Below are 24,306 nucleotides of genomic sequence, written 5' to 3'. Positions count from 1 at the left end.
CGCTCAGTGGCTGGTTGTGCGGCTAGCATGTGTTCCACGGCGCTTTGTCGTAGTTTCGAGCAGAGGAAACGGCGTGAGATCTCTCACCACCAGGCTGGTCATGCTCATGACCATGTCGTTCCTGGTGCTCGCTCTAGCCCAGTCGCCTGATTCATCAGCGGTAGTCGTCGTCACCGGCGCCGCCGTGCTGGCCATTGCAGCGTTCTATGGGGCCAGGCACGCCACGATCGCCATCTCGTGGGTCACCCTCACGATCGGTGCCAGGTCGCGAGTGCATCGCGAAGTGCTCAGCCGCATCGTTGCTCCCCGGCACCCCAACACTCCGGGTAAGCCCCGCACGCGCGCGCCGTCGCAGTCAGAGGCACTCGCGTAATTCGTCATCCGGGCAGCTCAGCATTCTGAGCACCTCAGGACGCTGGTAACCCAGTAGCCCTGCACGTCTCCGGGACGAGTACGCGAGTCACTTTCGCGACCACTCTTCCCTCTGACTGTAAGGACCACTCACCGTGGACATCTATTCCTTCGCGCCTGTCGCGACGGTGCTCGACGCCGCCTACTCGGTCGTCACCGCACTTGCCTCATCCCTCACTCCGTTTGCCGGAACATTCGCCACCGCCCTCGCCATCGTGCTGATCACCATGTTGGTTCGCACCATGTTGATTCCTGTCGGCCGATCTCAGGTGCGTGCTGAATTCATCCGTCGGAAGCTCGCACCCCAGCTTCAGGAGATTCAACGTCGCTACAAGAAGAACCCGGAACTCATGCAGCGCAAGACCGCTGAGCTCTATGCCAGCGAGAAGGCGTCGCCGTTCGCCGGCTGTCTCCCTACGCTCGCGCAGGCCCCCGTGCTTTCCACGGTATACGGGCTCTTCATCCTCACCACGATTAACGGTCACACGAATTCACTGCTGGCCGATCAGCTGTTCCAGGTGCCGCTCGGCACGTCCCTCGTGCATCTCGTCAGCACGGGCAACTCATGGCCGGGCGTCTCGGTTTTCGTGGTGTTGCTCGCAGTCATCGCCCTGATCGCCTGGCTGTCGCGGCGCACAGCGCAGCGGAACGCGGCGCTCCTGCCTGCACCCCCGACCGGCGAGCTGCCGGGATCGATGCCCGCGATGATGCCGCAGCTCACCGGCATCCTGAGTTGGATGCCGTTCATCACCGTGATCTTCGCGGCGATCGTACCGCTGGCGGCCACGCTCTACCTCGCGGTCACCACGACGTGGACGTTCATCGAGCGCTCGCTCCTGCGGCGTCGGCTCGAGCTGCGGGACGCCTAGCATGGGGAAGTACACGATCAAGGGAGATAACTGTGACAGATGAGCAGCGCATCATCACCGAACGACGCGGGCACGTGCTCATGATCGGCTTCAATCGGCCAGAGAAGCGCAACGCCGCCGACTTCGCGCTGCTCCAGCAACTGTCGCTCGCCTACGCAGAACTCGAGAATGACCCAGAGGTGCGGGTCGGCGTCATCTACGCGGTCGGCGACCATTTCACGGCCGGCCTCGACCTGGCCGACGTCGGCCAGCATCTCGGACCTGACGGCCTGCAGATTGTGCCGGAGGGCGGCATCCACCCCTGGCAGCTGGAAGGCGTCTCGCTCTCCAAGCCCGTCGTCATGGCTGTGCACGGCATCTGCCTCACGCTCGGCATCGAACTCATGCTGGCCAGTGACATCGTGGTCGCTGCGGAGTCAACCTCGTTCGGCCAGATCGAAGTCGCCCGCGGCATCCTGCCGTTCGGCGGAGCGACGATGCGGTTCCCGCGCGCCGCCGGCTGGGGCAATGCCATGCGCTGGCTGCTCACTGGAGACCGCTTCGACGCGGCTGAGGCGTACCGCATCGGCATCGTCCAGGAGGTCGTCCCTGACGGCACGCAGCTCGATCGCGCGCTGGAACTCGCCGAGCGCATCGCCGCCCAGGCTCCCCTGGCTGTGCAGGCCACCCTCGCCAATGCCCGGCTCGCCATCGAGGCCGGAGATGCAGCCGCGGCAGCCGCACTGCAACCGGCGCTCGCCCGCCTGGCCGCCACCGAGGATTCCCGCGCCGGCATGGCAGCGTTCCTGTCCAGGACGCCGGTCGTCTTCACCGGCCGCTAGGGTCAGCTGCGCTGCCGGGCTAGGCTGGCCAAACACTGCGCGAGCATGGGGAGACATCATGGCCACTGTTTACGACCTCATCATCATCGGCGGGGGTGCCGTCGCCGAGAACGTCGCCGATCGCGCCGTGCAGGGCGGGCTCTCGACGGTCATCGTCGAGCGCGAGCTCGTTGGCGGCGACTGCTCGTACTGGGCCTGCATGCCATCGAAGACGCTGCTGCGAAGCGGCGCTGCCGTCGCTGCGGCTAAGCGGGTGCCTGGCGCTGCTGAGGCTGTGACGGGCACAACGGATGCCAGGGCCACACTGAAACGACGCGACACCATCGTGCACAACTGGAGCGATGAAGGCCAGGTCACCTGGCTGAACAAGACAGGCATTGACCTTGTGCGCGGCCATGGCCGTCTCACAGGGGTGCGCGAGGTCACGGTCAGCACTCCGGGAGACGGTGCGGGCCCTGACGGCGTTGGCACCCCGAGCACCCAGGTGCTCACCGCCAGGTCTGCCGTCGTGATCAGCACCGGATCCGCGCCGCTCCTCCCCGACATCCCCGGCATCGGCACGGTCTCCCCGTGGACCAGCAAGGACGCCACCAGCGCGCACGAGGTTCCGGCCAGCCTCGCCGTCATCGGCGGTGGCGTGGTGGCCGTCGAGCTGGCGACCGCATACGCTTCGCTGGGTTCCGCGGTGACCATCATCGCGCGCAGTGCGCTGTTGCATGGCCAGGAGCCGTTCGCCGCGAAGCTCGTGACCGATGCGCTGCGAGGCAACGGCGTCGAGGTGCTCATTGGCCGGTCGACCCAGCGGGCGGCGTTGAACGAGCGCGGAGACACCGAGCTCACCCTCGACGACGACTCCGTGGTCACCGCGGCGAAGGTGCTCGTGGCCACCGGACGGATCGCCCGAACCATGGACCTCGGGCTCGCCACCGTCGGCTTGACCGACGGCGACTGGCTGCCGGTCGACGACACCATGCTCGTGCAGGGCGACTCCCCCGCGCTGGCCGGCCAGTGGCTCTACGCGACCGGCGACGTGAACCACAGGGCTCTGCTCACCCACCAGGGCAAGTACCAGGCCAGGGCGGCCGGCGATGTGATCGCAGCTCGCGCGAAAGGCCTGCCCGTCGATGACTCTCCCTGGGGAGCTCACGTTGCCACGGCCGACCATGCAAGCGTGCCGCAGGTGGTGTTCAGCGACCCTGAGGTAGCATCCGTCGGACTGACGAAGGCCGCAGCGGAGAAGGCTGGACACCGGATTCAGGTGGTGGACTACGACATGAGTTGGGTGGGTGGGGCGACAATCCTGGCGGATGACTACGTTGGCCAGGCCCGCGCCATCATCGATCTCGACCGTGAGGTGCTGCTCGGCGTGACCTTCGTTGGCCAGGATGTCGGTGAGATGCTGCACTCGGCCACCATCGCGGTCGTCGGCGAGGTGCCGATCAACCGACTCTGGCACGCGGTGCCGAGCTATCCGACGATGAGTGAGATCTGGTTGCGGCTGCTCGAAGAGTATGGGCGCCCTGCCGACCACCAACGCCCAACCGAAGACCTACGCTAGAGCCGTGCGCAGCATCCTCTTCGACTCTCCCCTCAGCCGGGCCGGCTACCTGTATGCCACCACGGTCGGGCTTGTGTGGGGCGCAATCTGGAGCACAGGACGCGTCGAGCGACGCGCAGGTCTCATCGTCTTCCGCGGCATGCCGAAATGGGCATTCGGCCGCGGCGGGTCGTGCGTCGGCGGCTGCTACCTCACCAACCAGAACGTGTCTGACGACGTGCTCGAGCACGAGGCCGTGCACAAGCGCCAGTGGCAGCGCTACGGAATGGTCTTCCCGCTGTTGTACCTGGTCGCCGGTCGCAACCCGCTGAAGAACCGCTTCGAGATCGAGGCCGGCCTCGAAAAGGGCGGCTACCTCCGCAAGCCCTCTGCCACAGTCTGACGATTCCGGCTGCCCACCCGCTGGCACCGCCGAGCCAACAGCGACGGCGCCGGCGCCGCTACACGGCCTCGTTCCTCGGGCGCTCCTCAATCAACGGATGTCGCGAAAACCGGAAACGTTGCTGCAGAGAGCGCGATCCGTCCTGTTTTCGACTACAAATGGCCGATTCATCCTGTATTCGCGACAGGGCCGACGGAGAGTGCAGCTCTAGAGCGCGGGCGCCACGCCCCTCACGCGCGGAATGACCATGGGTGTCCCTGCCTCAGGGTCGGTGATGACCACGCACGCCAGCCCGAAAACATCTTCGATGAGGTCGGCCGTCACAACATCGTGTGGGGCGCCGGTCGCTACGATCTGCCCAGCCTTCATGACCACGAGGTTCGTGGCGTAGCGGGCAGCCTGGTTGAGGTCGTGCAGCACCGCGACGAGGGTGCGGCCCTCGTTGTGCAGCGCACTGCACAGTTCGAGCACCTCGTACTGGTGCGCGATGTCGAGGAATGTCGTGGGTTCGTCGAGCAGCAGCAGTTCAGTTTCCTGGGCAAGAACCATGGCGATCCAGGCGCGCTGGCGCTGCCCGCCGGAGAGTTCGGTGACGTAGCGCTCAGCCAGGTCGGCGATACCGGTCGAGGCCAACGCCGTCGCGACGGCGCGTTCATCGGCCGGCGACCACTGCCGGAGCAGGCCCTGGTGCGGGTAGCGTCCGCGGCTCACGAGGTCTTTCACCGTCATCGCCTCTGGGGCGATGGGGCTCTGCGGCAGCATCGCGAGCTCCCTGGCAATGGCGCGGCTGCGGAGCGAGCCGATCGGCTGCCCGTCGAGGAGCACCGTGCCGGCCTCCGGCTTCAGGGTGCGGGACAGCGCCTTGAGCAGGGTTGATTTGCCACAGGCGTTTGGACCGATGATGACGGTGAAGCCACCGTCGGGAATGGAGACGTTCAGATCGTCAACGACGACCCGCTTGTCGTAGGCCAGGCGCAGATGTTCTGCGGCAAGTCGTGACGTGGCCACTAGACCGTTCCCTTCTTCCACTCGCCCAGCAACAGCCAACCGAGGTAAATTCCGCCGAGCCCCGCCGTGAGGATGCCGACCGGCAGCTGCACTGGAAGGGGCGACTGCTGGGCGAGCAGGTCAGCGAATGCCAGCAGGAGAGCTCCGGCCAGCGCTGACATGACGACATTCGGACCGGGCGCCCGCGTGAGCCGTTTGGCGATCTGGGGCGCGATCAGCGCGATGAATGCCACGGGCCCAGCCACGCTCACGGCGGCTGTCGCCAGTCCGATTCCGGTCAGGATGCTGAGCACCCTGGTGCTGTCACTCCTGCCGCCAAGGGCATCCGCTTGCTCATCGCCCATCTCGGCCAGCTGCAGGCGGCGGCTGAGCAGCAGCGACAGCGGCAGGAAGACAATGAGTGCGCCCCAGATGATCGCGGCATGCTCCCATGACCGTGAAGCGAGGCTGCCGTTGAGGTAGGACGCCAGCATGGTGGCCTGCTCAAGGCCGGTACGGGCAATGGCGAACTGCACGAACGCCAGCGACATGGCCGAGACTCCGATGCCCACCAGCAGCATCCGTGTCGGGGATGAGAACCCGGTTCCCGTCGCGAAGAAGACCACCCCCATGGCCACGAAGGCACCGATGAGCGCGCCGACGGGCAGTGGCACAATACCGGTCCACATCACGCCGAAGGCTGCGGCGCCGGCGGCAGCCCCCGAAGTGAGCCCGATGACGTCTGGGCTGCCGAGCGGGTTGCGCGTGACGGTCTGGAAGAGGGTGCCGGCCACGCCGAAGGCCGCACCGGCGGCAATGGCCACCACAACGCGCGGGCCGCGGATGACACCCAACACGATCTGGTCTGTGCCTGTCGCGTGCCCGAATAGTGCGGAGACCAGCCCGGGCAGCGAGACGCCGAGTTTTCCGAGGGTGAGTGCCAACACGGCGACGACGAGGATGGCGAGCAGGAGGAGCCCAGCGACGATGAGGCTGCGGCGGCGCACGCGCAGGCTCAGCCAGCTGCCCACCCGAATTGTCGCCTCGCGGGCGGGTGACACCTGCGACTGCGACGGAGCTGTGGGCTGCGGCTGCAGGGCGCGCGACGACTCGCTCACTTGTGCACCTTCATCCGTCGCACAGCGAGAATCAGAATCGGGGCACCGACGAACGCGGTGATGATGCCGACCATGAGCTCAGCGGGGCTCGCGATCACGCGGCCAAGGATGTCGGCCGCGAGCAGCAGGGCCGGCCCCGCCAGCAGGCTGTACGGCAGCAGCCAGCGGTAGTCGCTGCCGGTCACCGACCGCACAATGTGCGGCACGGCAAGGCCGACGAACGCGATGGGGCCCACGGCAGCGGTGGCCGCAGCGCACAGGAGCGTGGTTGCGATGGCACCCAGGATGCGGGTGCGCCCGACATGTGCGCCGAGCGCGCTGGCCGTGTCGTCACCGAGCGCGAGTGCGTTCAGGGATCGAGCCAGCCCGAGGGCGAGAACGAGACCCACCACGACGAACGGCAGAACGTCGAGAATCAGCTGCGGGTCGCGGCCGGCGAGCGAGCCGATCACCCAGAACCGGTAGCTGTTGAAAACGGCGGGGAAACTGAGCGTGATCGCCTGGATATAGGCAGCGAGCACCGCCCCGACCACCACGCCGGCGAGTACCAGCCGCACGGGTGTCGCCGTTCCAGACACCGATCCGAGCAGGTAGACAACCACGACCGCGAGCAGGGCGCCTGGCAGGGCAACCCACACGCTGGTTGCCGCAGAACCCAGGCCGAAGAAAGCGGATGCCGTGACAATCGCCGCCGCCGCCCCTGCGTTGACGCCGAAGAGCCCTGGGTCTGCGAGCGGGTTGCGCGTGATGCCCTGCATGACAGCGCCGGCCACGGCCAGGCTTGCTCCGGCGAGGAGTCCAAGGATGGTGCGCGGAATCCGGCTGGCGACCACGGCGTCAGCGTAGGTGTCGCCCGGATTGAAGAGCGCGTTGATGACGTCGGGCAGCGGCACGTACTTGTTGCCGATGGCCAGACTGAGCAGCATCACGACGACCAGCACAACGGCGAGCACGACGAGTCCCGTCGCCAGGCCGATCTTCGGCCAGCGCGGCAGACGACGCTCACGCGCACGACGATCGGGCGCAGGGATCCCTGCGCCCGATCGGTCGAGTGACGTGGTGTCAGTCATTACTGCTTCGCGTTATGCAGCTGCGGTTCATGTTGCTGTCTTTACTGTCTCTGGCCACGCGCTCCTGCGGGGTTTTCCCTGCAGGTTTCAGGCAGTGTGCCTACTTGGCGACGTTGGCTGCCGCGTCCTGGATCATCGGGACGAAGGCGTCGAGGGCCCACGGCACGCTCAGCGGGGTGAGCAGGCTCGAAGCCATGGCGAGCTGGTTGTCAACGTTCGGCACGTATGACCCACGGGCGAATGCCGGGATCTGGGCGAACAGCGGCTGTGACTCGATCGCCTGCTGGTTCTCGGCGTCGTTGAACCAGGTGAAGAGCACGTCAACGTCGTTCAGCAGGTCGGCCTGTTCGAGTCCGACCGTTGAGGCGAACGTGCCTTCCGTCAACGGCACAGCGGCGACAGTGGGGTCAACGGTCAGTCCGAGACCGGAGATGAGGTCGACCCGCGGGTCGCCGGACTGGTAGAACGCCAGCTGGCCGGGCTCTGCCGTGTAGACATACGCGAAGCTGAGGTCAGCGAATTCGGGGTTCTCTGCAGCCGTGTCTGCGAGTTCGGTGGAGATGCCCTCGATGAGTTCATCGGCTGCGTCGCTCTTGCCGAGTGCCTTGCCGATGATGCTGATCTGGTCGTCCCAGCTCGTCTGCCAGGCCTCCTCAGGGTATGCAACGGTCGGGGCGATGGCCGAGAGCGTTGCGAAGTCCTCAGCGGAGAGGCCGGACTGCGGGGCGAGGACCAGGTCGGGCTTGAGCGCGAGGATGGCCTCGACATCGACCTCTGGGTACACGTTGAAGGTCTCTGGGAGCTCGTTGCCGGACTTCTCGATGGCGTCACGAACCCACGGGAAGTACAGGTCTTCGTCGCCGCCCCATGTTGCCGCTTCGACACCAACGGGTGTCTCGCCAAGCGCAACGACGGTGTCGGCCGAACCCCAGCCGATGGTCACGATGCGTTCTGGTGCCGCAGGAATCACGGCGTCGCCGAGGGCGCTGGTGATCGTGACGGGGAACGCCGCATCGCCAGAGGCATCCGCTGTGGAGTCGTCGGTGGTTGCTGAGCACCCAGCCAGGAGCAGTGCAGCCACTGCGGTGGCTGCGACGACGGTCGCGCCTGTCATCCGGCGGGCAAATGTGGTCCTGGGCACAGGAGTTCCTTTCAGAGAAACGCTGCAGCTGCGGGGCGCTGCAGTTCGGTAAAGCATCGTGGTCTCGCGAGGGGCGCAGCGGTGTGCTGGCGCCAGCGAGAGGTGTTAGTTGAGTTCAGAGCGACCCGCGCGCCAGTAGCCCATGAAGGCCACCTGCTTGCGGTCGATGCCAGACTCGGTCACGAGGAAGCGGCGCAGCGACTTGATGACGCTGGCTTCGCCGGCAAGCCAGGCATAGAGGCCATCGTTGCTACGGCTGGTGTTCTCCTCTGGCACTTCCCAGAGGAGACCCTTGTCGATATCGACATCGGCGAGCTCAGGCCCCGAGGTTGGCGCGTTGAGGAAGCGTGACGTCCATTCACGCACGGCGGGCGCGAGGCCAGAACCGTGACCCTCGTGAGTGTCGCCAGCAGCGTTTGACGCATTGCGAGCGAGCCAGGTCACCTGGACGCCAACGGGAGAATCAGTTTCGAGGAAGTCGGAGGGTTCTGGGACCTCGATGAACGCGCAGCCCGTCGCGGTGCGGGGCAGGGCGGCGAGGATCGAGCAGATCGCGGGGGCAGCTGTCTCGTCGCCGGCGAGGAGAACAGTGGCGGCGTTGCCCGGTCGCCATTCGACGCCCGAGGTCGGATCCGCGCCAAGGGCATCGGGGCCGACAATCATGAGCTTGTCGCCAACTGCAGCGGATGACACCCAGCGCGACGCAGGACCGGCATCGCCGTGCAGCACGAAGTCGATATCGATCTCGCGCTCTGCCTGCCGCACGAAGCGAACGGTGTACGTACGAATAGGGTTGCGGGCTTCCTCTGGCAGCTGGCGCCACGCGGTGTACCAGTCCTGGCCATCGGGCAGTTCAGAGATGCCGATTCCGGGGAGAGGCAGCACGACCTTGACCCGCTGGTCGAGACCGACAGTCCCGAACTCGTGCAGGTCGTCACCGGTGAAGGTGACACGCAGGAAGGTTGAGGAGAGCTTCGTCAAGCGAGCAACTGAGACATCGAACAGACGGAAGCTTGGCTTCGGCTGTCGAGGCGCGGCGCGCGTCACCTCAGGGGCGTCGGTCGAAGTAAGCATTACCTTAGTATGGCATGCCTTACCTTTGTGCGCCAGTGAAATATCTCGGCGGACTGAGATCGTCGGTAGCGCCAACGACAAAGCGCCCAGTCAGAGACCGGGCGCTTGAAGGCGACTGGCTAGCTGGCCAGTTCGTAGCTCGTGCTGTGGCGAGCGTCGCAGTCGACGTAGCTGCCAACGACGGCGCTCGTCGCGACATCGGTGACATAGCCGCCGACGACAGTTGCCGGTGCGGCATCCACTGTCACGTATCCAGTCGAACCCGCGCTGGTGCGTGCGGCGGGGACGGTGATGTATGAGTTCATTTTCTTCTCCTTGTCCACATGCGAAATGCATGCGGGTTCATGTGAACGCAGAGCTTCTTTGGACGGCGTACGGTGGGGCATCCGGCAATCGGCAGACGACCGGATGCCCCGCTTGCGTTACCGGGTTGGTAACGCGAGTGTGATGGGCTGTGTCGAACTATTCGGCGATAGCCGAGTAGGCGTCAACAGCGCTCAGCGCGGCAACAAGCTGCGCGCCGAGTTCAGCATCAACGCTGGTCCAGTACCAGATGGCGCGTTCCCGCACCTCTGGACGCTGGACACCGCTGATGGCGTCGGTGATGGTGTCGAGGAAGCGAGCCTTGGCTGCGTCATCGAACACCTCGCGGTAGAGCGTTCCGGCCTGGCCGAAGTCGCTGTCCTCTGAGCGCAGCGTCGCTGCGCTGCGCACGAGGTCACCGTCGCTCTCCCAGCTGCCGGTGCCGGCTGCTGCGGCATCCGCTGCAAACCCGCCGAGCGAGTTGGGAGCGTAGACGGGCGTCGCTGCGGAGTTGAAGCCGTGACGGGCCGCGCCATCCTGCGAGTAGTTGTTGACGGGTGCCTTCGGCGCGTTCACCGGGATCTGGATGTAGTTCGCACCCAGGCGGTAGCGCTGGGAATCCGGGTAGGAGAACACGCGAGCCATCAGCATCTTGTCGGGGCTGATGTCGATGCCGGGCACCGTGTTGGCGGGCGAGAATGCTGCCTGCTCGATCTCGGCGAAGAAGTTCTCCGGGTTGCGGTTCAGCGTGTGCGTTCCCACCTTGATGAGCGGGTAGTCAGCGTGCGGCCAGACCTTGGTGACGTCGAACGGGTTGAAACGGTAGGTCTTGGCTTCCTCGTACGGCATGACCTGTACGTGGAGGTCCCAGGACGGGAAGTTTCCGGCCGCAATGGCCTCATAGAGGTCGCGGCGGTAGTGGTCAGCGTCGCCACCGGCGATGAGTTCAGCATCGCTGCCGTCGATTTCGACGTTGCCCTGGTTGGACGTGAAGTGGTACTTCACCCAGAAGCGCTCACCCTCAGCGTTGATCCACTGGTACGTGTGTGAACCGAAGCCGGGCATTTCGCGCCAGGAGCGCGGCAGGCCGCGGTCACCCATGAGGTAGGTCACCTGGTGTGCGGACTCAGGGGACAGCGTCCAGAAGTCCCACTGCATGTCGGCATCGCGGAGACCGGAACCCGGAAGGCGCTTCTGCGAGTGGATGAAGTCGGGGAACTTGATGCCGTCGCGGATGAAGAACACGGGGGTGTTGTTTCCGACGATGTCGTAGTTGCCCTCGGTCGTGTAGAACTTCAGCGAGAAGCCACGCACGTCGCGCCAGGTGTCAGGGGAACCCTGCTCGCCGGCAACGCTGGAGAAGCGCTGGACGGTCTCGGTCGTCGTGCCCGGCTGGAACACGGCTGCACGGGTGTACTTCGAGACGTCTTCGGTGACCTCGAAGGTACCGAATGCTCCGCCGCCCTTGGCGTGCACAACGCGCTCCGGGATACGCTCGCGGGCGAACTGCGCCAGCTTCTCGAGCAGGTAGCGATCGTGCAGCGCCGTGGCGCCGTTGGGGCCAGCGGTCAGCGAGTGATCGTCACTCGGAACCGGGGTACCGGTCTGAGTGGTCGTGGGGAGAGTAGTCATGCTTCTCGATTCGATTCAGTAATGGTCAGGACAGCGAAAACAAGTGTGGGGAAACTGTGGGTCGGCAAGCGGGCTGCCGAACAATGCGCGGGTTAACCGCAAGGGAGCTAGATGACGGGACCGATTGCCTGTTGGGCTTCCGCGGCCTGGCAGGCTGAGCACACGCCCCAGAACGTCACCTCGGCTGACTGCACTGCGAATCCTGAGGTGTCGGCCGGCACCAGGCACGGCGCCTCACCGATCACGCAGTCGATGTCGGTGACGGACTTGCACTGCGTGCAGACAGCGTGGTGGTGGTTGTCGCCGATGCGACGCTCGTAGAGTGCCGCAGAACCTGCTGGTTCGATGCGGCGCGCGAGTCCGGCGCCGGTCAGAGCGGTCAGCACTCCGTACACCGCTTGAAGCGAGGTACCCGGGAGCTCGGTGCGCACGGCGGAGTACAGCTGGTCGGCATCCGCATGGGGAATCGTGACCAGCGCAGACATCACGGCAACGCGGGGGGCCGTGACCTTCAGGCCGGCAGCGCGAAGGCTGTCAACGACGTTCGGCGACGCGTTATCGACCAACACAGTGGCGTCGAGCGCGGCGGCAGTATCTCCTACCGCTTCGGTCTGTTCCACTGTGTTCATATGCCCATTCTAGCAGTTGTTTTGAATTACTCAAAACAACGGCGGCAGAGCTACGCGCCTGCAGGCGCCCGCAACTGCCATCGCAGGCGGCGTTCCAGCTGGGCGCCGAGCGCGAGAAGCGTGGCCTCTCCCCCCGGCTTGCCGATCAGCTGCACACCCATGGGCAGGCCATCTGCCGTCGTGTGCACGGGCAGCACAATGGCCGGCAGCCCGGAGACATTCACCATGGACGTGAACGGCGTGTACTGCACCTGCTGCTCGAAGTTACGCTCACCGTCGTTCTGGTCATACCAGCCGACAGGCCGGGGCGTGAGCGCCAGTGCGGGCGTGAGAACTGCGTCGAATCGCGACAGCTGGCGAATGAACGAGCGTTCGTACAGCGCCAGTGCCGCAAGGGCGTCAGCGAGCTGACGGGCCGACAGCGCACGGCCGCGAGCCAGCAGCCAGGCCGTGAGCGGTTCGAGCATCGCGAGTTCGGCATCCGTCTCTGCGGGGATACCGGCGGCTCCCGCCTGCCAGATGGTCCTGAACGCAGGGGCATAGCTGTGATCGGCCACCAGGGCGGTCTCTTCAAGCCCGTGGCCGAGCGCCACGAACTCGTCGATCGCCACCTGTAGTGCGGCGGTAGCCTCTGCAGAAATGCGGATGTCATAGGCGTCGTCCCAAGCGGATGTCGTCATCACGCCCAGTTGGTAACGTCCCTCGCCGCGCACCGCCGCCGCGAGCAGCGGGGCGTCGTCGGCCGGAGAGCGCAGCGCGAAGTGGTGGTCTGCGTGACCACCCCGTGGCGTGATCATGGCGTCGAGCAGGAGGGCGGCATCCGCTACCGTTCTGGCCAGCGGGCCGGCGACGGGGAGCCCGGCGAGCTTGTCGATACCGGACGACGCTGGGATCAGCCCTCGACTCGGCTTCAGGCCGACGAGCCCGCAGGCGGCCGCGGGAATGCGCACCGATCCGCCGCCGTCGGAGCCGGGAGCGAATGGCAGCAGGCGCGCCGCGACAGCGACTGCAGCTCCGCCGCTTGAGCCTCCGGCGCCGAGTGCCGGGTTCCAGGGGTTGCGGGCAGGTGGAAAGGCCAACCCCTCTGTATACGACGGCAACCCGAACTCGGGGGCGGCGGTCTTGCCGAGACTGACGGCGCCGGCATCATCGAGCCCCTGGGTGAGTTCGTCAGATTCGTCGGGCACGAAGCCCGCCATGAGCCGGGAACCGAACTGGGCTGGCACGCCGGCGCGCAGCTGGAGATCCTTGTCGCCGAACGGCAGTCCCCAGAGCGGCGCGGTGCGGGGAACCTCCTCCTGCACAAACCGGGCACGAGCGCGGGCGTTGTCGGCCGTCACCGTGGCGAATGCGCCGAGCGTCGGGTTCGACGCGTCAATGCGTGCCAGGTAGTGCTCGGTGAGCTCCGTGGGGCTGACGGCTCCGGTCTGCAGCTGCTGCCACTGTTCGAGGGCGGTCAGGTCATGCAGTTCAGCCATGGCTTGAGCCTACTCAGGCCGGGGAGGTAAATGGCTGTCGTGAATTCAGCTGGGCGCGCGTTATCCCGGCTGGCGCGCGATAAAACGCGCGCCTGAGGGGATTCCGCGCGCCAAGACTCGGCTGCGGACGCACCGGCCAGGAAGATGGACTCGGTCAGCTGCCCGTCGCGTTCAGCTGCTCGTCGAGTTCGGTGAGCAACCGTCCGAAAGCCGCTGGGGCGTTCTGCACGACAGATCGTGCGGTGATGGCTCCGGCCCAGTGCGCCTTCTGCGCCACATTGATGATCTCGAATTCGACGACGGAGCCCTGTGCGTCCTGTTCCGGCCGAACGCGGTATTCGGCCCTGTACCACCAGTCCCCCTCGACGATCACGAGTCGTGCGTCTGGATCGGTCAGCATGTGGCCACCGGCCTCATCACCGGGAATGAGCCGGGCGACGAGAAGCGGGTAGACGTCGTCTGGCGACGCATCCAGATGCCCGGCGAATGAGCGAAGCACTGTGTGCTTGGCCGGGAGGTCAAAGTGATGGTCGGTCATACTCCGACTTTACGCACCCACTAGCCTCGAGTGAGGCCCGCGGCATGCGGACGCCCATCGCCACGTGCCTCGTCACACCCACGCCCCGCCGAGAACGGACACACCATGGGCTACCTGTTCCTCGCCATCGCGATCGTCACCGAGGTGGTCGCAACCAGCTTTCTGAAATTCGTGTCAGGGCCCGACCCGCGCTGGTGGGCGTACGTGGTCGTGGTGGTCGGGTACGTGGTGTCATTCGCGATGCTGTCGCAGTCGCTCAGCCGGGGAGTGCCGCTCGCCATCGGCTACGCCATCTGGTCGGCGATCGGCGTCATCCTGGTGTCGGTGGTGAGCTGGGTATTTTTCAAAGAGAGCCTCACCTGGGTACAGATCACCGGGATGATCCTCGTGATCGTCGGTGTCGGCCTGCTGGAGCTGGGCGCCGCGTCGAAGTAACGCCGCCGAATTGGCCTAAACGGCCAGCGGGATGAGCACAATTCCGGCCAGCGCGATAGCGCCAGCCGATGCGGCGATGATGCCAGACAGTGCGACCCGCGACCAGATTCGGGCGCGCCCGCTGGCCGCCTGCACCTCGCGCTGCAGGCGCTCGAACCGGTTGATGTGCCTGATGGTGTCATCTGTCACACGGGCGACGCTGCTCCACTCCCCCTGCTCGCGGAGGGCCCGTTCGTAGAGCGTGAGCGCGCCGTCGGTGTGCACGCGTTGCCCGGCGGCCAGCCAGTCGCGCACATCTGTCGCCGGCAGCACCGTGATGATCCCGTGGGTCTTGCCCAGCTTCATCGACACCGGTGCGACCAGCACGATCAGTGGAATGATCTCGACATTGGCTCGCACACGCGCAGACAACAGACCAGCCGCACGAATGGTCTCCTGGCGGCTTTCGGCGAGCGCCTCTGTGCGTTTCCGGCCGATGGTGAGCGATCCGCCGTCGACGACGACGGGGCGACCGCCATGTTCAACCGTGGTGACGGAATAGAGCCCGCTCGGCCCGATGAGAATGTGGTCGATGACGTGTGAGCCATCCGCTGATGGCAGGGCGTGCAGCACCGTCCACTCCGGTGACAGCGTGGTGAGGACGCGAGCGACGGCACCTTCTGCCACGGCTTGCGGGAATGCCTCGCGTGCTTCCGGATCGAGCGGGCAGCGGCCGAAGAGCCTGCCGAGCGCTCCCCTGGGCGTCGCATGCGCCTGGATCCGAAGGCAATCCTGGATTCCGTCGTAGACCGGCCCGCGCGCGCGAAGCAGGGTCTCGGAGTCCACTGGCACCGGTTCAAACGGCATAGCGTGACCCGCAACGGCTTGTGGCACAATTCCTCCACGCTGAACTTAGTGGCGAGGAGGGATCCCCCGCTAGTCCCCAAACGTGTGACAGAACGCGGATCTGCTGCATTCCGAACACGAACGGATGCCTACTTCAGGCTCTTCTGCATCATCACGATGCCGAGCCAACGCTCGAACTTGAAGCCCACCTTGCCCATGCGACCGATTTCCTCGAAGCCGAAGTCGCTGTGCAGCTTGATGGAGGCATCCGCTCCCTGGTCTGCGATGACGGCGATGACCTCTTTCAGCCCTGCCTGCTTCGAGCGGGCAAGGAGCTCGGTGAGCAGCACGCGCCCGAGGCCTTTGCCGGTGGATGCCGCGCCCAGGTAGATCGAGTTCTCGACCGTGAACCGGTAGGCCTTCTTCTGCTTCCAGGGCGAGACGAGCGCGTAACCGAGAATCTGGCCCCTGGTGGATTCGGCCACGATGAACGGCATGTTGAACTTGGCCAGGTAGTCGAACTTGTCGCGCCACTCCGTGAGGGTCATCGCGTCTTCGTCGAACGTCACGGTGCTGTTGGCCACGTAGTAGTTGTAAATCTCCCGAATGTGCGGGAGATCTGCGCGCGTGGCATCCCTCAGCGTGTACTCGAATGGCGCCTCTGGTTCAGGGGCCGGCCGCAGGTGCGGTGGCAGGCGTCGTCTCGGCTGGTATTCCTCTTCGAGCACGGCGCTCCCCTTTCCTGTCGCGGTACATTTCACGAACGGTCATCGCGCTATCGCGCTGTCGCGCCGCGAGTGATGCAGGTCAAGATTAGCTGAGCGACCAGTCGACGGGGGCAGCACCCTGCTCCACCAGCAGCTCATTGGCCCGGCTGAACGGGCGGGACCCGAAGAACCCGCGCCGCGCAGACAGCGGGCTGGGATGCGCGGATTCGATGATCGGCGTATCGCCGAGAAGTGGCCGCAACGCCTGGGCGTCCTTACCCCACAGGATCGCCACCAGCGGCGCATCGCGTGCCACCAGTGAGCGGATGGCGTGGTCGGTGATGGCCTCCCAGCCGCGACGTCGGTGCGAGCCTGCGCTCCCGCTCTCCACGGTCAGCACTCGGTTCAGCAGCATCACGCCGTGGCCGGTCCATGGCGTCAGGTCGCCGTTGGCAGGCGTTGGGATCCCGAGGTCGTCACGGAGTTCGGTGTAGATGTTGCCGAGGCTCCGTGGCAGGGGCCGCACAGCGGGGTCGGCTGCAAACGACAACCCAATCGGATGCCCCGGTGTCGGGTATGGGTCCTGCCCGACGATGAGAACGCGCACCTGCTCCAGCGGCGCGCGAAATGCCCGCAGCACGGCATCCGGTGCTGGGAGCCACGGCCGGCCGGCGGTGGTCTCTTCCTGCAGGAACTCGGTGACGGATGCCAGTTGGCCGGCAACGGGCGCGAGGGCAGCGGCCCAGCCAGGGTCGATGCTGCTGAGATTCAGGTCGACGATAGTGCGGTCAACGCGTGCCGGGTCAACGGCTGCCGGGTCAACGGCTGCCGGACCAACCGATGCTGCCCCAACGAGAGCCGGGTCACCGGTGATTCCAGCGGGTGGTGCTGCGGACACTAGGCGCCAAACGTGCTGACGAGAACGCCGGCGTCTGCCTGGGTGACGCGCCACACGCTTCCTGCCCCGGTCACGCGCAGTGCGTTGTTGCCCACGATGAGGGTTGTGCTCTCGTCGATGGCCAGGCCACCGTCGATCACGCCGGCTTCGGTCACCGCGATGAGTCTCGACAACGTGCCCCACTGCGCCGCGTGCACGTCGATGCTCACGTCGATGAGTCCGATGCCCGGTTCGATGGTGACCTCATCAAGGTCTTCGGAGGCATCTTCAGGGCAAACCTCGACCCCGCCGATGCGCCAGCCGCCGAGAAGGGCGCGTTCCGCCGCGATGGCTGCCCCAGCAGAGAAGCCCAGATAGGGCGTCCCGTCTGTGACCAGCTGTCGGATCTCAGCCGCGATCGGCCTGACGGCGTTGAGGTATGCCGGGGTGAGACCTCCACCGATCAGGATGCCGTCGACACCGCTGATCGCCCCTGCAGTTGCACTGTCGGTGAGCGCCAGGCTGGTCACAATCGGTTCGAAGACACCGCCGACGCCGCCGGCACCGCCTGCGCCCAGCGCCGCGGCAAGCTTGGCTGCGTGCTCGTCGCCATCGCCATCCCGCACCACGATGATCGCGATACGCGGGCCGAAGTTGCGGCCTGCCGCCACCGCGTGCTCCGTCGCTTCCGCCAGGAAGGGTCCGAAGACGCTCTCGTCATGTTCGGGGGTCCAGCCCCCGCCAACCAAATGCACGCTCATACATCGAGCCTAAGCGGAATAGTCAGGCTCTGGTTGGTGGGTCTCCTGCACCCCGGCATCCGCTGTCATCTCGAACCACCGCTCGATGCGCAGCCGGCCGAGGAACTCAAAGTCGTGGCTCACGATCATGAGCGCCCCGTGCCAGGCGCTGAGGGCTTCGACCAGCTGGTCGATGCTGGTGAGGTCGAGATTGTTCGTCGGCTCGTCGAGCAGCAACAACTGGGGTGGGTCGTCAGCCAGCAGCAGGCTCGCAAGCGCCACCCGGAATCGTTCACCGCCAGAGAGTTGGGAGACGGGCTGGTCGACGGCGTCAGCACGAATCAGGAAGCGCGCCAGTTGGCTCCTGATCTCATTCGGGCTGCGCAGGGGTGCCGCACGCCGAATGTTCTCGATGACGCTCGCGTCGTCGATCAGGATGTCCAGCCGCTGGGGCAGGTAGCGCACAGCATCAATGCGAAAGGCCACACGCGAGGGCGAAGCGGATGCCTGATACCCGGCGATCTCCTCGAGGAGCGTGGTCTTGCCAGATCCGTTCGGGCCGATGAGCGCGATGCGTTCTGGCCCGCGGATCACGAGCGGCCGAGGCTCCGAGTCAAGCTCGAGAACGGTGCGCCCCTCTGGAACGGCGCTCCCCGGCACGTCGATTCGGATGTGCCTGGACTTCCGCAGCCGCGCTTCGGCGTCCTGCAGCGAACTACCAGCGGCGTCGACGCGCTGCGACGCCATCTCCCGATACTTGCCCGCCGACACCTGGGCGTTGGATTTTCGCTGGTTCATGATGATCTTCGGCATCCGCTTGTTCTCGTAGTCGGTCTGGGCGTACCGCGCACGTTTGGCCAGCTTCGACTCGGCTTCGATGCGCTGTCGCTTCTCGACCTGTAGCTCATGCGTCGCGGCGGCGACGAGCCGTTCAGCGTTCTCCTGCTCAGCGGTGATCTGCTCGCGGTACGCCGAATAGCCGCCCCCGAAGAGGCGAAGCTCGCCGTCGTGGAGTTCCGCCGTCTCGTCCATCAGGTCGAGCAGTTCGCGGTCGTGGCTCACCACGATCAAGGTTCCACTCCAGTTACGCACCGCTGTGTAGAGCAGCGAGCGCGCGCGCCGGTCGAGGTTGTTGGTCGGTTCGTCAAGCAAGGTGATCGGGGTGCCGGCCAGTCGCAGCCGTGCCAGTCCGGCGAGCACGACCTCGCCTCCTGAGAGCGTGTCGACCCGCCGGTCGAGCACGTTGTCCCCGACGGCAAAGCCCATCTCCGAGAGCACCGCGAGCGTGCGCTCTTCGATATCCCAGTTGTCGCCGAGGGTCTCGAAGTTCTCCGCGGAGGCGTCGCCACCGAGGATGGCGTGCAGCGCCGACCTCACCTCGCCGATGCCGAGCACTCCGGCGATGGAGTCGCCGACACCCAGCGTGATGTCTTGTGGAAGCACGCCGACATCGGCGTTCAGCTGCACGCCCCCGGTGGTCGGGCTGAGGTCGCCGGCGATCAGCTTGAGCAGGGTGGACTTGCCGGAACCGTTGGTTCCGATCAGGCCCGTGCGACCACGGCCGAAGCTGGCGGTGATGCCGTGAAGCGCGTAAGTGCCGTCAGGCCACGTGAGGCCCAGATCGGTCAGGACAACAGCAGGGTTGGATGAAAAAGCCACAAGGGTCTCCGAAAACGTCAGTGGTGCACTGACGCGAGACCCCGAACGGGGCGTCGGTCAGCGCAGGAACAGGGGCGCGGAACCGATGTAGATCTTCACTGTCTCAACTTTTCACTAGGGAACAGGACGTGTAATTGTCTCAGGCGATCGAGAACCCCGCAAGCATGCAGATTCCAGAAATTCTGCGACCTGACTCTTGACGCGTTATCCTGACCGATATATCGTTGACGTATCGCAGAAGTTCTGCGGTGTATCAATATTTCAACAAACACGAAAGGAGTGATGCGATCATGAAGCGCATTTCTCACTCACAACACATGGGGTTCGACCCCGAATTCAGCCGCTCTCGTCGTGACTCCTTCGAGCACGAATCAGAAGGACGTGGCCACGGACATGGCCGCGGACGGGGATTCGGTCCTGGCGGACCCGGTTTTGGCCCCGGCTTCGGCTCAGGCTTTGGCCCAGGCTTTGGCCCAGGCGGTGGCCCACGGGGCTCCAGGCGCGCCAGCAGGGGCGACGTTCGTTCAGCCATCCTCTCCCTCCTCGCCGACGGCCCTTCCAACGGATACGGGCTCATCCGCGCGATCGAAGAGAAGACCGGCGGCGCTTGGCGACCCAGTCCTGGATCGGTATACCCGACCCTTCAGCAGCTCGTCGATGAGGAACTCATCGCGGCAACGGGTGACGGTCGGCGCACCGACTACCAGTTGACGGATGCTGGCACCGCGTACCTGGCCGAGCATGAAGACGACCTGAAGAAGGCGTGGGAGGCGACGCCAGGACAGTCAGACGCTGATGTCGCCTTCCACGAGAGCCTCGGCAAGCTGGTGGGCGTGGTTCATCAGTTCCGCAAGTCGGCCACCGATACCCAACGCATCGCTGCAGCCGAGAAGCTCGATGAAGCCAGGCGCGCCCTGTACCTCATCCTCGCCGACTAATCACCGTCCAACTCAGGCTCGGTCGTGCAGCGTGATCTGGTACCCGTCGGGGTCGGCGAAGGTGAACGTCGCCCCAAAGGGGCCATCGCTGAGAGCCGCCGTGATCTCGACGCCATCGGCAGCGAGCGCGTCGTGAATCCCTGATGCGTTCTCGGCATGCAGCCACACACCAATTCCCATGCCGAGCTGATGAACCGACTCAAGGTCAACCCCCGGAAGCGCCGCGCGTACCGCGAACGCCGCCGGCGCGGTGGCGAACACCACGGCCTGCGGCGGTCCGGCCTGTCGAGTGAACCCCAGGTAGTGCTCATAGAACGCTGCGGAACGCGCGATATCGCGCACCTGCAGGGAGATGAAGCCGGGTCCGGAAACTGTCATGATGATCCTCCTCGTTAGTGTCAGTAAGTTGACATGAAACGAGTATGTCAGAATATTGACATGGTTCGTACCGGAGAGGGAAGCATGGACGACGATGTGTTGAGCAACGACAGCGCTGCACGCAACAGTGCTGCACGCAACAGTGCTGCCGGCAAGGATGCTGCCGGCATCCACTTGGAGACTTCGCTTGGCTACCTGCTCAAGGAGGCGGCCAGTGCGTTGCGCTCGTCAATGGAAGCCGTGCTCCGACCGCTGGGGATGAACATCACCCACTACTCCTGCCTCGAGCTGCTCGCGCAACGGCCAGGGCTGTCCAACTCCGAACTCGCGCGCGGTGCGTTTGTGTCGCGGCAGTCGATGAACGTGCTGCTGCAATCCCTCGAGCGAGACGGGTTCGTGTCGCGCGCTGAGAGCGCGGCAGAGGGGCGGGCCATCCCCACCCAGCTGACCGAGCTGGGCCGGAGTCGGCTGAAGGTCGCCAGTGCCGCGGTGAAGGGCGTCGAGCAGCAGATGCTCACGGGCCTTGAATCAACCGACGTCAAACATCTGCGGCTGCTCCTCGGCCGGTGCATCACATCGCTGACCGGGCCGGCTACCGACGACTGAACTCCGACTGAGCGGAAGACCTTCTACTGAGCAAAAGTACCCGCGCCGGTGAGCACCCGTGAGACCGGGGCGTTAGAGCGCTGCCGCCACCGAAACGGGCAGTTCCACCGACACCGGCGGCTTTGCCGACCACGGGAAGACAATCCACCCTGCGGTCTCGCGCCAGGTGAAGTCGGGCACCAGCACGGTGCGGGGCTTCGTATACAGCGTGGCGGAGCGCACCTCATCCGCTGTCTCTTCCAGCAGCCCGACGACCATCGCGAGGGTGTGGCCGGAGTCTGAGACGTCGTCGACGACCAGGACCTTCTTGCCAGCGAGGGCCGGGGCGTCGAGCATTGGGGCAGACAGCACCGGCTTCGGCAGGCGCTGGTCGATGCCGGTGTAGAACTCCACGTTGATGCTGCCGCAGTTCTTGGTGCCGAGGGCGTACGAGATGGCGCCGGCCAGCAGCAGTCCCCCGCGGGCAATGGCGATGACGACATCGGGGTCGAAGCCGCTCTCACGAACGCGCGTAGCGAGGAGCCGGGAGGCATCCTCGAAGTCAGACCACTGAAGGATCTCTCGCTCGATATCGGGGGTTCCAAGTGCTGCGTCGTCTGCGTCAAAGGCCATTCACCAATGTTAGTTCGGTGAATTCACCACGCCGTGCACAGCGGCGCCCCGAATATCCCCGTTTTCACGCAGCCTGCGCACTAGCATCCCTGCATGATGTCATTCCCCCAGGCGCCCAACGCGCTCAGAGGCTCAGCCGTTGGTGTGACCGCCAGCCTGGTCGGCTTCCTCTTTCTCGTAGAGATCACCAGCGGAATCCTGCAGGGCTTCTACGTGCCGCTGATCCCCGATCTCGTGCGCCACCTCGGCATCCATGACGCTGACTTCAACTGGTTCGAGGCAGCACAGTTGCTGTTGTCGGCCCTGGTAGTCCCGTTCCTCGCCAAGCTCGGCGATATGCACGGGCACAAGCGCATCCTGCTCATTTCCACCGTGCTGACGGCAGGAGCAACCTGGTGGCTGGCTTTCGCCGGCGACTTCTGGAGCTTCCTCGCGGCCTGGGCGCTGCAGGGCTTTTACGTCGTGTGGCTGCCGCTCGAGGTTGCCCTCATCTTCGATCGTGGCCGCCGCACGAACACGGGAGCGTCGCAGACCAGGCGTGCGGCCGGGCTGCTCGTCGTCGCCCTAGAGGCCGGTGCCATCATCGGCGCGCTGAGTGCCGGACGCCTGTTCGTTGCGCTCGGCGAGAACGTCACCGCCGCGATGATGGTGCCGGCCATCGCTGTCACGCTGGTCTTCTTCGCCATCCTCTTCGGGGTACCGGAGTCCGAGCCGGTCGCCGGCCGGTCACTCGACGGCCGCGGCTTCATGCTGCTGGCCCTCGGCTTGCTGCTCATCACCTCCGGGCTCACCTTCCTGCGCCTGAACGGGCCAGGAACCTGGTGGGTGTGGGCGCTCATCCTCGTCGGCGTTGCCTCGTTCGTGCCGTTCGGTCGATTCGAGCTGAAGCAGAAGGACCCGGCGATCGACCTGCGGGTGCTTCGCCAGCCCACCATGTGGCCGGTGATGCTGACGGCCGGCCTCGTGGGAATCAGCCTGCTCGGCGCGCAGGCGCCGCTGGCGACATTCGCGGGTACAGACCCGGTGAACGGATACGGACTCGGTCTCGACGCCACCGACATCTCGACGCTCATCGGCGCGTACCTGATCTCGATGATCGTCGGCGCGCTGCTGTTCCCGCTGGTGTCGAAGTGGACGAGTCCGCGCATCGCGCTCATCATCGCCACCTTCGTGGTCGCGGTCGGCTACCTCTCGTTCCTGCCCTTTCACCAGGAAACCTGGCAGGTCTTCACGAACATGGCCATTGCGGGCATCGGCTCTGGTGCACTCGTTGGCGCGCTGCCTGCTGCCGCAGCCGCTGCAGCGCCCCGCGGCCAGACCGGCATCGCCGCGGCACTGACCAACACAACGAAGACCATCGGCGGGTCATTCGCCTCTGCCGTCTTCGGCGTGGTGTTGCTGGCCGGTGCAGCGTCGACGGTCACCGCGACAGCGGCGAGCCTGTTCGGCTACATGCTGGTGTGGACCATCTGCGGCGCCGGCGCGCTCGTTGCGGGCGTGCTGCTGTTCTTCGTTCCGAAACTCGCCTTTGCAGATGTCGCGGCAGAGCCCGAAGCCATCGGCGACGTGGAGCTGGCACCCGCCGAGTAGCCGAACAGCTAACGCCGAGAATCGCCGTTACGACCGAGTGTCGCCTTTGCAACGGCGACACTCGGCACAAACGGCGACACTCGAGGACACAAGGCCGAGCCCAGTACCGCGGGGCGACAGGGCTCGCTAGCTGCGCGGCTTCAGCTCTCCGCGTGCCACGCGGGTCGGGGCGGCCTGGGCGACCGGCTTGATGGTCACCAGGTCGAGGTTGACGTGCGCCGGAAGCTCAACGCTCGACACGATCGCGGTGGCAATGTCCTCAGCCGACAGCGGATGCGGGACGCCCGTGTAGGCAGCGGCGGCCTTCTCCGCGTCGCCGTCGAAGCGCACCAGGCCGAATTCCTCGGTCTTGACCATTCCCGGAGCGATCTCGATCACGCGGATCGGCTCACCGTTCAGCTCCAGGCGCAGCACCTCGGTCATGGCGTGGGCGGCGAATTTGGCGGCGTTGTACCCACCGCCACCGAGGTAGGTGACGTGGCCGGCGATCGACGTGATGTTCACGATGTCGGCCGACACGGCATCCGCTGAACCATCACCAGACGATTCAAGGCCTGCCCGAAGCAGCGGCAGCACGGCGCTGATGACCCGCTTCACCGCGAGCACGTTGATCTCGAACATCCAGGCCCAGTCGTCGACATCTGCGTCTTCGACGAAGTCCATGCCGCCCTTTGCCCCGCCCGCGTTGTTGACAAGGGCATGCACGGCGCCCGTCGACGCCAGGTAGTCGCGAAGCGCGTCGACGTCGGCCTGCACCGTGAGGTCAGCCGTGAACACGTCTGCGCCAGTCTCTTCGGCGAGCGCTGCAAGTCGGTCGGCACGTCGAGCGACACCCACAACATCCCAGCCTCGAAGCCGGAACAAGCGCACTGTGGCCGCCCCAATTCCCGAGCTAGCACCGGTCACCACAACTCTTTTTGCACTCATG

At 65.6% G+C, this 24,306-nt stretch carries 27 protein-coding genes; 9 read left to right on the top strand and 18 right to left on the bottom strand.

Features of this window, described 5'->3' with window-relative positions:
- The first annotated feature begins 73 nt into the window (after positions 1-73).
- From AC25Z0_RS12775 to AC25Z0_RS12755, 5 genes are all read left to right on the top strand, one after another.
- Positions 74-373: a hypothetical protein gene (locus AC25Z0_RS12775; protein ID WP_488120034.1), complete on the top strand. Its 300-nt coding sequence runs from the start codon at positions 74-76 to the stop codon at positions 371-373.
- 133 nt (positions 374-506) lie between these two features.
- A complete protein-coding gene (locus AC25Z0_RS12770) occupies positions 507-1,280 on the top strand; it encodes a YidC/Oxa1 family membrane protein insertase (RefSeq protein WP_488133447.1) in 774 nt (257 codons plus the stop codon).
- A 32-nt stretch (positions 1,281-1,312) separates the two neighbouring features.
- Complete coding sequence (locus AC25Z0_RS12765; RefSeq protein ID WP_488133446.1) at positions 1,313-2,101, top strand: crotonase/enoyl-CoA hydratase family protein; 789 nt, start codon at positions 1,313-1,315, stop codon at positions 2,099-2,101.
- Between the two features lie 58 nt (positions 2,102-2,159).
- Positions 2,160-3,659 (top strand): dihydrolipoyl dehydrogenase family protein, encoded by a 1,500-nt coding sequence (locus AC25Z0_RS12760; RefSeq protein ID WP_488133445.1) that lies wholly within the window; start codon positions 2,160-2,162, stop codon positions 3,657-3,659.
- Positions 3,613-4,041 (top strand): Fe-S oxidoreductase, encoded by a 429-nt coding sequence (locus AC25Z0_RS12755; RefSeq protein ID WP_488133444.1) that lies wholly within the window; start codon positions 3,613-3,615, stop codon positions 4,039-4,041. The genes AC25Z0_RS12760 and AC25Z0_RS12755 overlap by 47 nt, the downstream gene beginning before the upstream one ends.
- A gap of 207 nt (positions 4,042-4,248) precedes the next feature.
- Here the strand turns inward: AC25Z0_RS12755 and AC25Z0_RS12750 are convergent, their stop codons facing one another.
- The 10 genes from AC25Z0_RS12750 to AC25Z0_RS12705 all read right to left on the bottom strand — a co-directional run bounded on the left by AC25Z0_RS12750 (position 4,249) and on the right by AC25Z0_RS12705 (position 14,011).
- Positions 4,249-5,049 carry an ABC transporter ATP-binding protein gene (locus tag AC25Z0_RS12750; RefSeq protein ID WP_488133443.1) on the bottom strand — a complete coding sequence of 267 codons (801 nt, stop codon included), beginning with the start codon at positions 5,047-5,049 and terminating at the stop codon, positions 4,249-4,251.
- A complete protein-coding gene (locus AC25Z0_RS12745; protein WP_488133442.1) occupies positions 5,049-6,146 on the bottom strand; it encodes a FecCD family ABC transporter permease in 1,098 nt (365 codons plus the stop codon). The genes AC25Z0_RS12750 and AC25Z0_RS12745 overlap by 1 nt, the downstream gene beginning before the upstream one ends.
- Positions 6,143-7,216: a FecCD family ABC transporter permease gene (locus AC25Z0_RS12740; protein WP_488133441.1), complete on the bottom strand. Its 1,074-nt coding sequence runs from the start codon at positions 7,214-7,216 to the stop codon at positions 6,143-6,145. The genes AC25Z0_RS12745 and AC25Z0_RS12740 overlap by 4 nt, the downstream gene beginning before the upstream one ends.
- 100 nt (positions 7,217-7,316) lie before the next feature.
- Positions 7,317-8,357 (bottom strand): iron-siderophore ABC transporter substrate-binding protein, encoded by a 1,041-nt coding sequence (locus tag AC25Z0_RS12735; protein ID WP_488133440.1) that lies wholly within the window; start codon positions 8,355-8,357, stop codon positions 7,317-7,319.
- 105 nt (positions 8,358-8,462) lie between these two features.
- The gene (locus AC25Z0_RS12730) at positions 8,463-9,431 is read right to left on the bottom strand and encodes a siderophore-interacting protein (protein WP_488133439.1); all 969 of its coding nucleotides are present in this window, start codon (positions 9,429-9,431) and stop codon (positions 8,463-8,465) included.
- A gap of 119 nt (positions 9,432-9,550) precedes the next feature.
- On the bottom strand, positions 9,551-9,736 hold the full coding sequence (locus tag AC25Z0_RS12725; RefSeq protein ID WP_488120024.1) for a hypothetical protein: 186 nt from the start codon (positions 9,734-9,736) through the stop codon (positions 9,551-9,553).
- Positions 9,737-9,893: 157 nt separating this feature from the next.
- On the bottom strand, positions 9,894-11,366 hold the full coding sequence (locus AC25Z0_RS12720; RefSeq protein ID WP_488120023.1) for a catalase: 1,473 nt from the start codon (positions 11,364-11,366) through the stop codon (positions 9,894-9,896).
- A 107-nt stretch (positions 11,367-11,473) separates the two neighbouring features.
- On the bottom strand, positions 11,474-11,995 hold the full coding sequence (locus AC25Z0_RS12715; RefSeq protein ID WP_488133438.1) for a Fur family transcriptional regulator: 522 nt from the start codon (positions 11,993-11,995) through the stop codon (positions 11,474-11,476).
- A 50-nt stretch (positions 11,996-12,045) separates the two neighbouring features.
- Complete coding sequence (locus tag AC25Z0_RS12710; protein ID WP_488133437.1) at positions 12,046-13,473, bottom strand: amidase; 1,428 nt, start codon at positions 13,471-13,473, stop codon at positions 12,046-12,048.
- Between the two features lie 154 nt (positions 13,474-13,627).
- The gene (locus tag AC25Z0_RS12705; RefSeq protein ID WP_488120020.1) at positions 13,628-14,011 is read right to left on the bottom strand and encodes a hypothetical protein; all 384 of its coding nucleotides are present in this window, start codon (positions 14,009-14,011) and stop codon (positions 13,628-13,630) included.
- 105 nt (positions 14,012-14,116) lie between these two features.
- On the opposite strand from AC25Z0_RS12705, the gene AC25Z0_RS12700 reads away from it, so the two are divergent.
- A complete protein-coding gene (locus AC25Z0_RS12700) occupies positions 14,117-14,446 on the top strand; it encodes a DMT family transporter (protein ID WP_488120019.1) in 330 nt (109 codons plus the stop codon).
- 15 nt (positions 14,447-14,461) lie between these two features.
- Here the strand turns inward: AC25Z0_RS12700 and AC25Z0_RS12695 are convergent, their stop codons facing one another.
- The 5 genes from AC25Z0_RS12695 to AC25Z0_RS12675 all read right to left on the bottom strand — a co-directional run bounded on the left by AC25Z0_RS12695 (position 14,462) and on the right by AC25Z0_RS12675 (position 19,254).
- Positions 14,462-15,292: a nuclease-related domain-containing protein gene (locus tag AC25Z0_RS12695; RefSeq protein WP_488133436.1), complete on the bottom strand. Its 831-nt coding sequence runs from the start codon at positions 15,290-15,292 to the stop codon at positions 14,462-14,464.
- 128 nt (positions 15,293-15,420) lie between these two features.
- A complete protein-coding gene (locus tag AC25Z0_RS12690) occupies positions 15,421-15,999 on the bottom strand; it encodes an N-acetyltransferase family protein (protein ID WP_488120017.1) in 579 nt (192 codons plus the stop codon).
- Positions 16,000-16,084: 85 nt separating this feature from the next.
- Entirely contained in the window at positions 16,085-16,759 is a 675-nt protein-coding gene (locus tag AC25Z0_RS12685; RefSeq protein WP_488133640.1) for a uracil-DNA glycosylase, read from the bottom strand.
- 116 nt (positions 16,760-16,875) lie between these two features.
- Complete coding sequence (locus AC25Z0_RS12680; RefSeq protein ID WP_488133435.1) at positions 16,876-17,616, bottom strand: Type 1 glutamine amidotransferase-like domain-containing protein; 741 nt, start codon at positions 17,614-17,616, stop codon at positions 16,876-16,878.
- A 9-nt stretch (positions 17,617-17,625) separates the two neighbouring features.
- Positions 17,626-19,254, bottom strand: a complete 1,629-nt coding sequence (locus AC25Z0_RS12675) for an ABC-F family ATP-binding cassette domain-containing protein (protein ID WP_488133434.1) — start codon at positions 19,252-19,254, stop codon at positions 17,626-17,628.
- 290 nt (positions 19,255-19,544) lie between these two features.
- Here AC25Z0_RS12675 and AC25Z0_RS12670 point away from each other — a divergent pair, with 290 nt between their 5' ends.
- Complete coding sequence (locus AC25Z0_RS12670; RefSeq protein WP_488133433.1) at positions 19,545-20,192, top strand: PadR family transcriptional regulator; 648 nt, start codon at positions 19,545-19,547, stop codon at positions 20,190-20,192.
- Between the two features lie 12 nt (positions 20,193-20,204).
- Here the strand turns inward: AC25Z0_RS12670 and AC25Z0_RS12665 are convergent, their stop codons facing one another.
- Entirely contained in the window at positions 20,205-20,570 is a 366-nt protein-coding gene (locus AC25Z0_RS12665; protein ID WP_488133432.1) for a VOC family protein, read from the bottom strand.
- A 60-nt stretch (positions 20,571-20,630) separates the two neighbouring features.
- Between AC25Z0_RS12665 and AC25Z0_RS12660 the strand changes: the two genes are divergently transcribed.
- Positions 20,631-21,176 carry a MarR family winged helix-turn-helix transcriptional regulator gene (locus AC25Z0_RS12660; protein WP_488133431.1) on the top strand — a complete coding sequence of 182 codons (546 nt, stop codon included), beginning with the start codon at positions 20,631-20,633 and terminating at the stop codon, positions 21,174-21,176.
- 72 nt (positions 21,177-21,248) lie between these two features.
- Here AC25Z0_RS12660 and AC25Z0_RS12655 read toward each other — a convergent pair whose 3' ends face one another.
- Positions 21,249-21,788: a phosphoribosyltransferase gene (locus tag AC25Z0_RS12655; protein WP_488133430.1), complete on the bottom strand. Its 540-nt coding sequence runs from the start codon at positions 21,786-21,788 to the stop codon at positions 21,249-21,251.
- A 96-nt stretch (positions 21,789-21,884) separates the two neighbouring features.
- Between AC25Z0_RS12655 and AC25Z0_RS12650 the strand changes: the two genes are divergently transcribed.
- Complete coding sequence (locus tag AC25Z0_RS12650; RefSeq protein ID WP_488133639.1) at positions 21,885-23,378, top strand: MFS transporter; 1,494 nt, start codon at positions 21,885-21,887, stop codon at positions 23,376-23,378.
- A gap of 126 nt (positions 23,379-23,504) precedes the next feature.
- On the opposite strand, the gene AC25Z0_RS12645 is transcribed toward AC25Z0_RS12650, so the two are convergent.
- Positions 23,505-24,305, bottom strand: a complete 801-nt coding sequence (locus AC25Z0_RS12645) for an SDR family oxidoreductase (protein WP_488133429.1) — start codon at positions 24,303-24,305, stop codon at positions 23,505-23,507.
- Between the last annotated feature and the right edge of the window lies 1 nt (position 24,306).

The sequence above is a fragment of the Leifsonia sp. Y862 genome (genome assembly GCF_057669585.1).
This window is presented reverse-complemented; position numbering and strand designations above follow the sequence as displayed.

What these genes read in the sequence shown, in the direction of transcription:
- AC25Z0_RS12760 (WP_488133445.1), top strand. Translation starts at nt 2,160, where the DNA reads ATGGCCACTGTTTACGACCTCATCATCATCGGCGGGGGTGCCGTCGCC.
- AC25Z0_RS12755 (WP_488133444.1), top strand. Translation starts at nt 3,613, where the DNA reads ATGGGCGCCCTGCCGACCACCAACGCCCAACCGAAGACCTACGCTAGA.
- AC25Z0_RS12740 (WP_488133441.1), bottom strand. Translation starts at nt 7,216, where the DNA reads ATGACTGACACCACGTCACTCGACCGATCGGGCGCAGGGATCCCTGCG.
- AC25Z0_RS12730 (WP_488133439.1), bottom strand. Translation starts at nt 9,431, where the DNA reads ATGCTTACTTCGACCGACGCCCCTGAGGTGACGCGCGCCGCGCCTCGA.
- AC25Z0_RS12725 (WP_488120024.1), bottom strand. Translation starts at nt 9,736, where the DNA reads ATGAACTCATACATCACCGTCCCCGCCGCACGCACCAGCGCGGGTTCG.
- AC25Z0_RS12720 (WP_488120023.1), bottom strand. Translation starts at nt 11,366, where the DNA reads ATGACTACTCTCCCCACGACCACTCAGACCGGTACCCCGGTTCCGAGT.
- AC25Z0_RS12715 (WP_488133438.1), bottom strand. Translation starts at nt 11,995, where the DNA reads ATGAACACAGTGGAACAGACCGAAGCGGTAGGAGATACTGCCGCCGCG.
- AC25Z0_RS12710 (WP_488133437.1), bottom strand. Translation starts at nt 13,473, where the DNA reads ATGGCTGAACTGCATGACCTGACCGCCCTCGAACAGTGGCAGCAGCTG.
- AC25Z0_RS12705 (WP_488120020.1), bottom strand. Translation starts at nt 14,011, where the DNA reads ATGACCGACCATCACTTTGACCTCCCGGCCAAGCACACAGTGCTTCGC.
- AC25Z0_RS12700 (WP_488120019.1), top strand. Translation starts at nt 14,117, where the DNA reads ATGGGCTACCTGTTCCTCGCCATCGCGATCGTCACCGAGGTGGTCGCA.
- AC25Z0_RS12695 (WP_488133436.1), bottom strand. Translation starts at nt 15,292, where the DNA reads ATGCCGTTTGAACCGGTGCCAGTGGACTCCGAGACCCTGCTTCGCGCG.
- AC25Z0_RS12680 (WP_488133435.1), bottom strand. Translation starts at nt 17,616, where the DNA reads ATGAGCGTGCATTTGGTTGGCGGGGGCTGGACCCCCGAACATGACGAG.
- AC25Z0_RS12670 (WP_488133433.1), top strand. Translation starts at nt 19,545, where the DNA reads ATGAAGCGCATTTCTCACTCACAACACATGGGGTTCGACCCCGAATTC.
- AC25Z0_RS12665 (WP_488133432.1), bottom strand. Translation starts at nt 20,570, where the DNA reads ATGACAGTTTCCGGACCCGGCTTCATCTCCCTGCAGGTGCGCGATATC.
- AC25Z0_RS12660 (WP_488133431.1), top strand. Translation starts at nt 20,631, where the DNA reads ATGGTTCGTACCGGAGAGGGAAGCATGGACGACGATGTGTTGAGCAAC.
- AC25Z0_RS12655 (WP_488133430.1), bottom strand. Translation starts at nt 21,788, where the DNA reads ATGGCCTTTGACGCAGACGACGCAGCACTTGGAACCCCCGATATCGAG.
- AC25Z0_RS12650 (WP_488133639.1), top strand. Translation starts at nt 21,885, where the DNA reads ATGTCATTCCCCCAGGCGCCCAACGCGCTCAGAGGCTCAGCCGTTGGT.
- AC25Z0_RS12645 (WP_488133429.1), bottom strand. Translation starts at nt 24,305, where the DNA reads ATGAGTGCAAAAAGAGTTGTGGTGACCGGTGCTAGCTCGGGAATTGGG.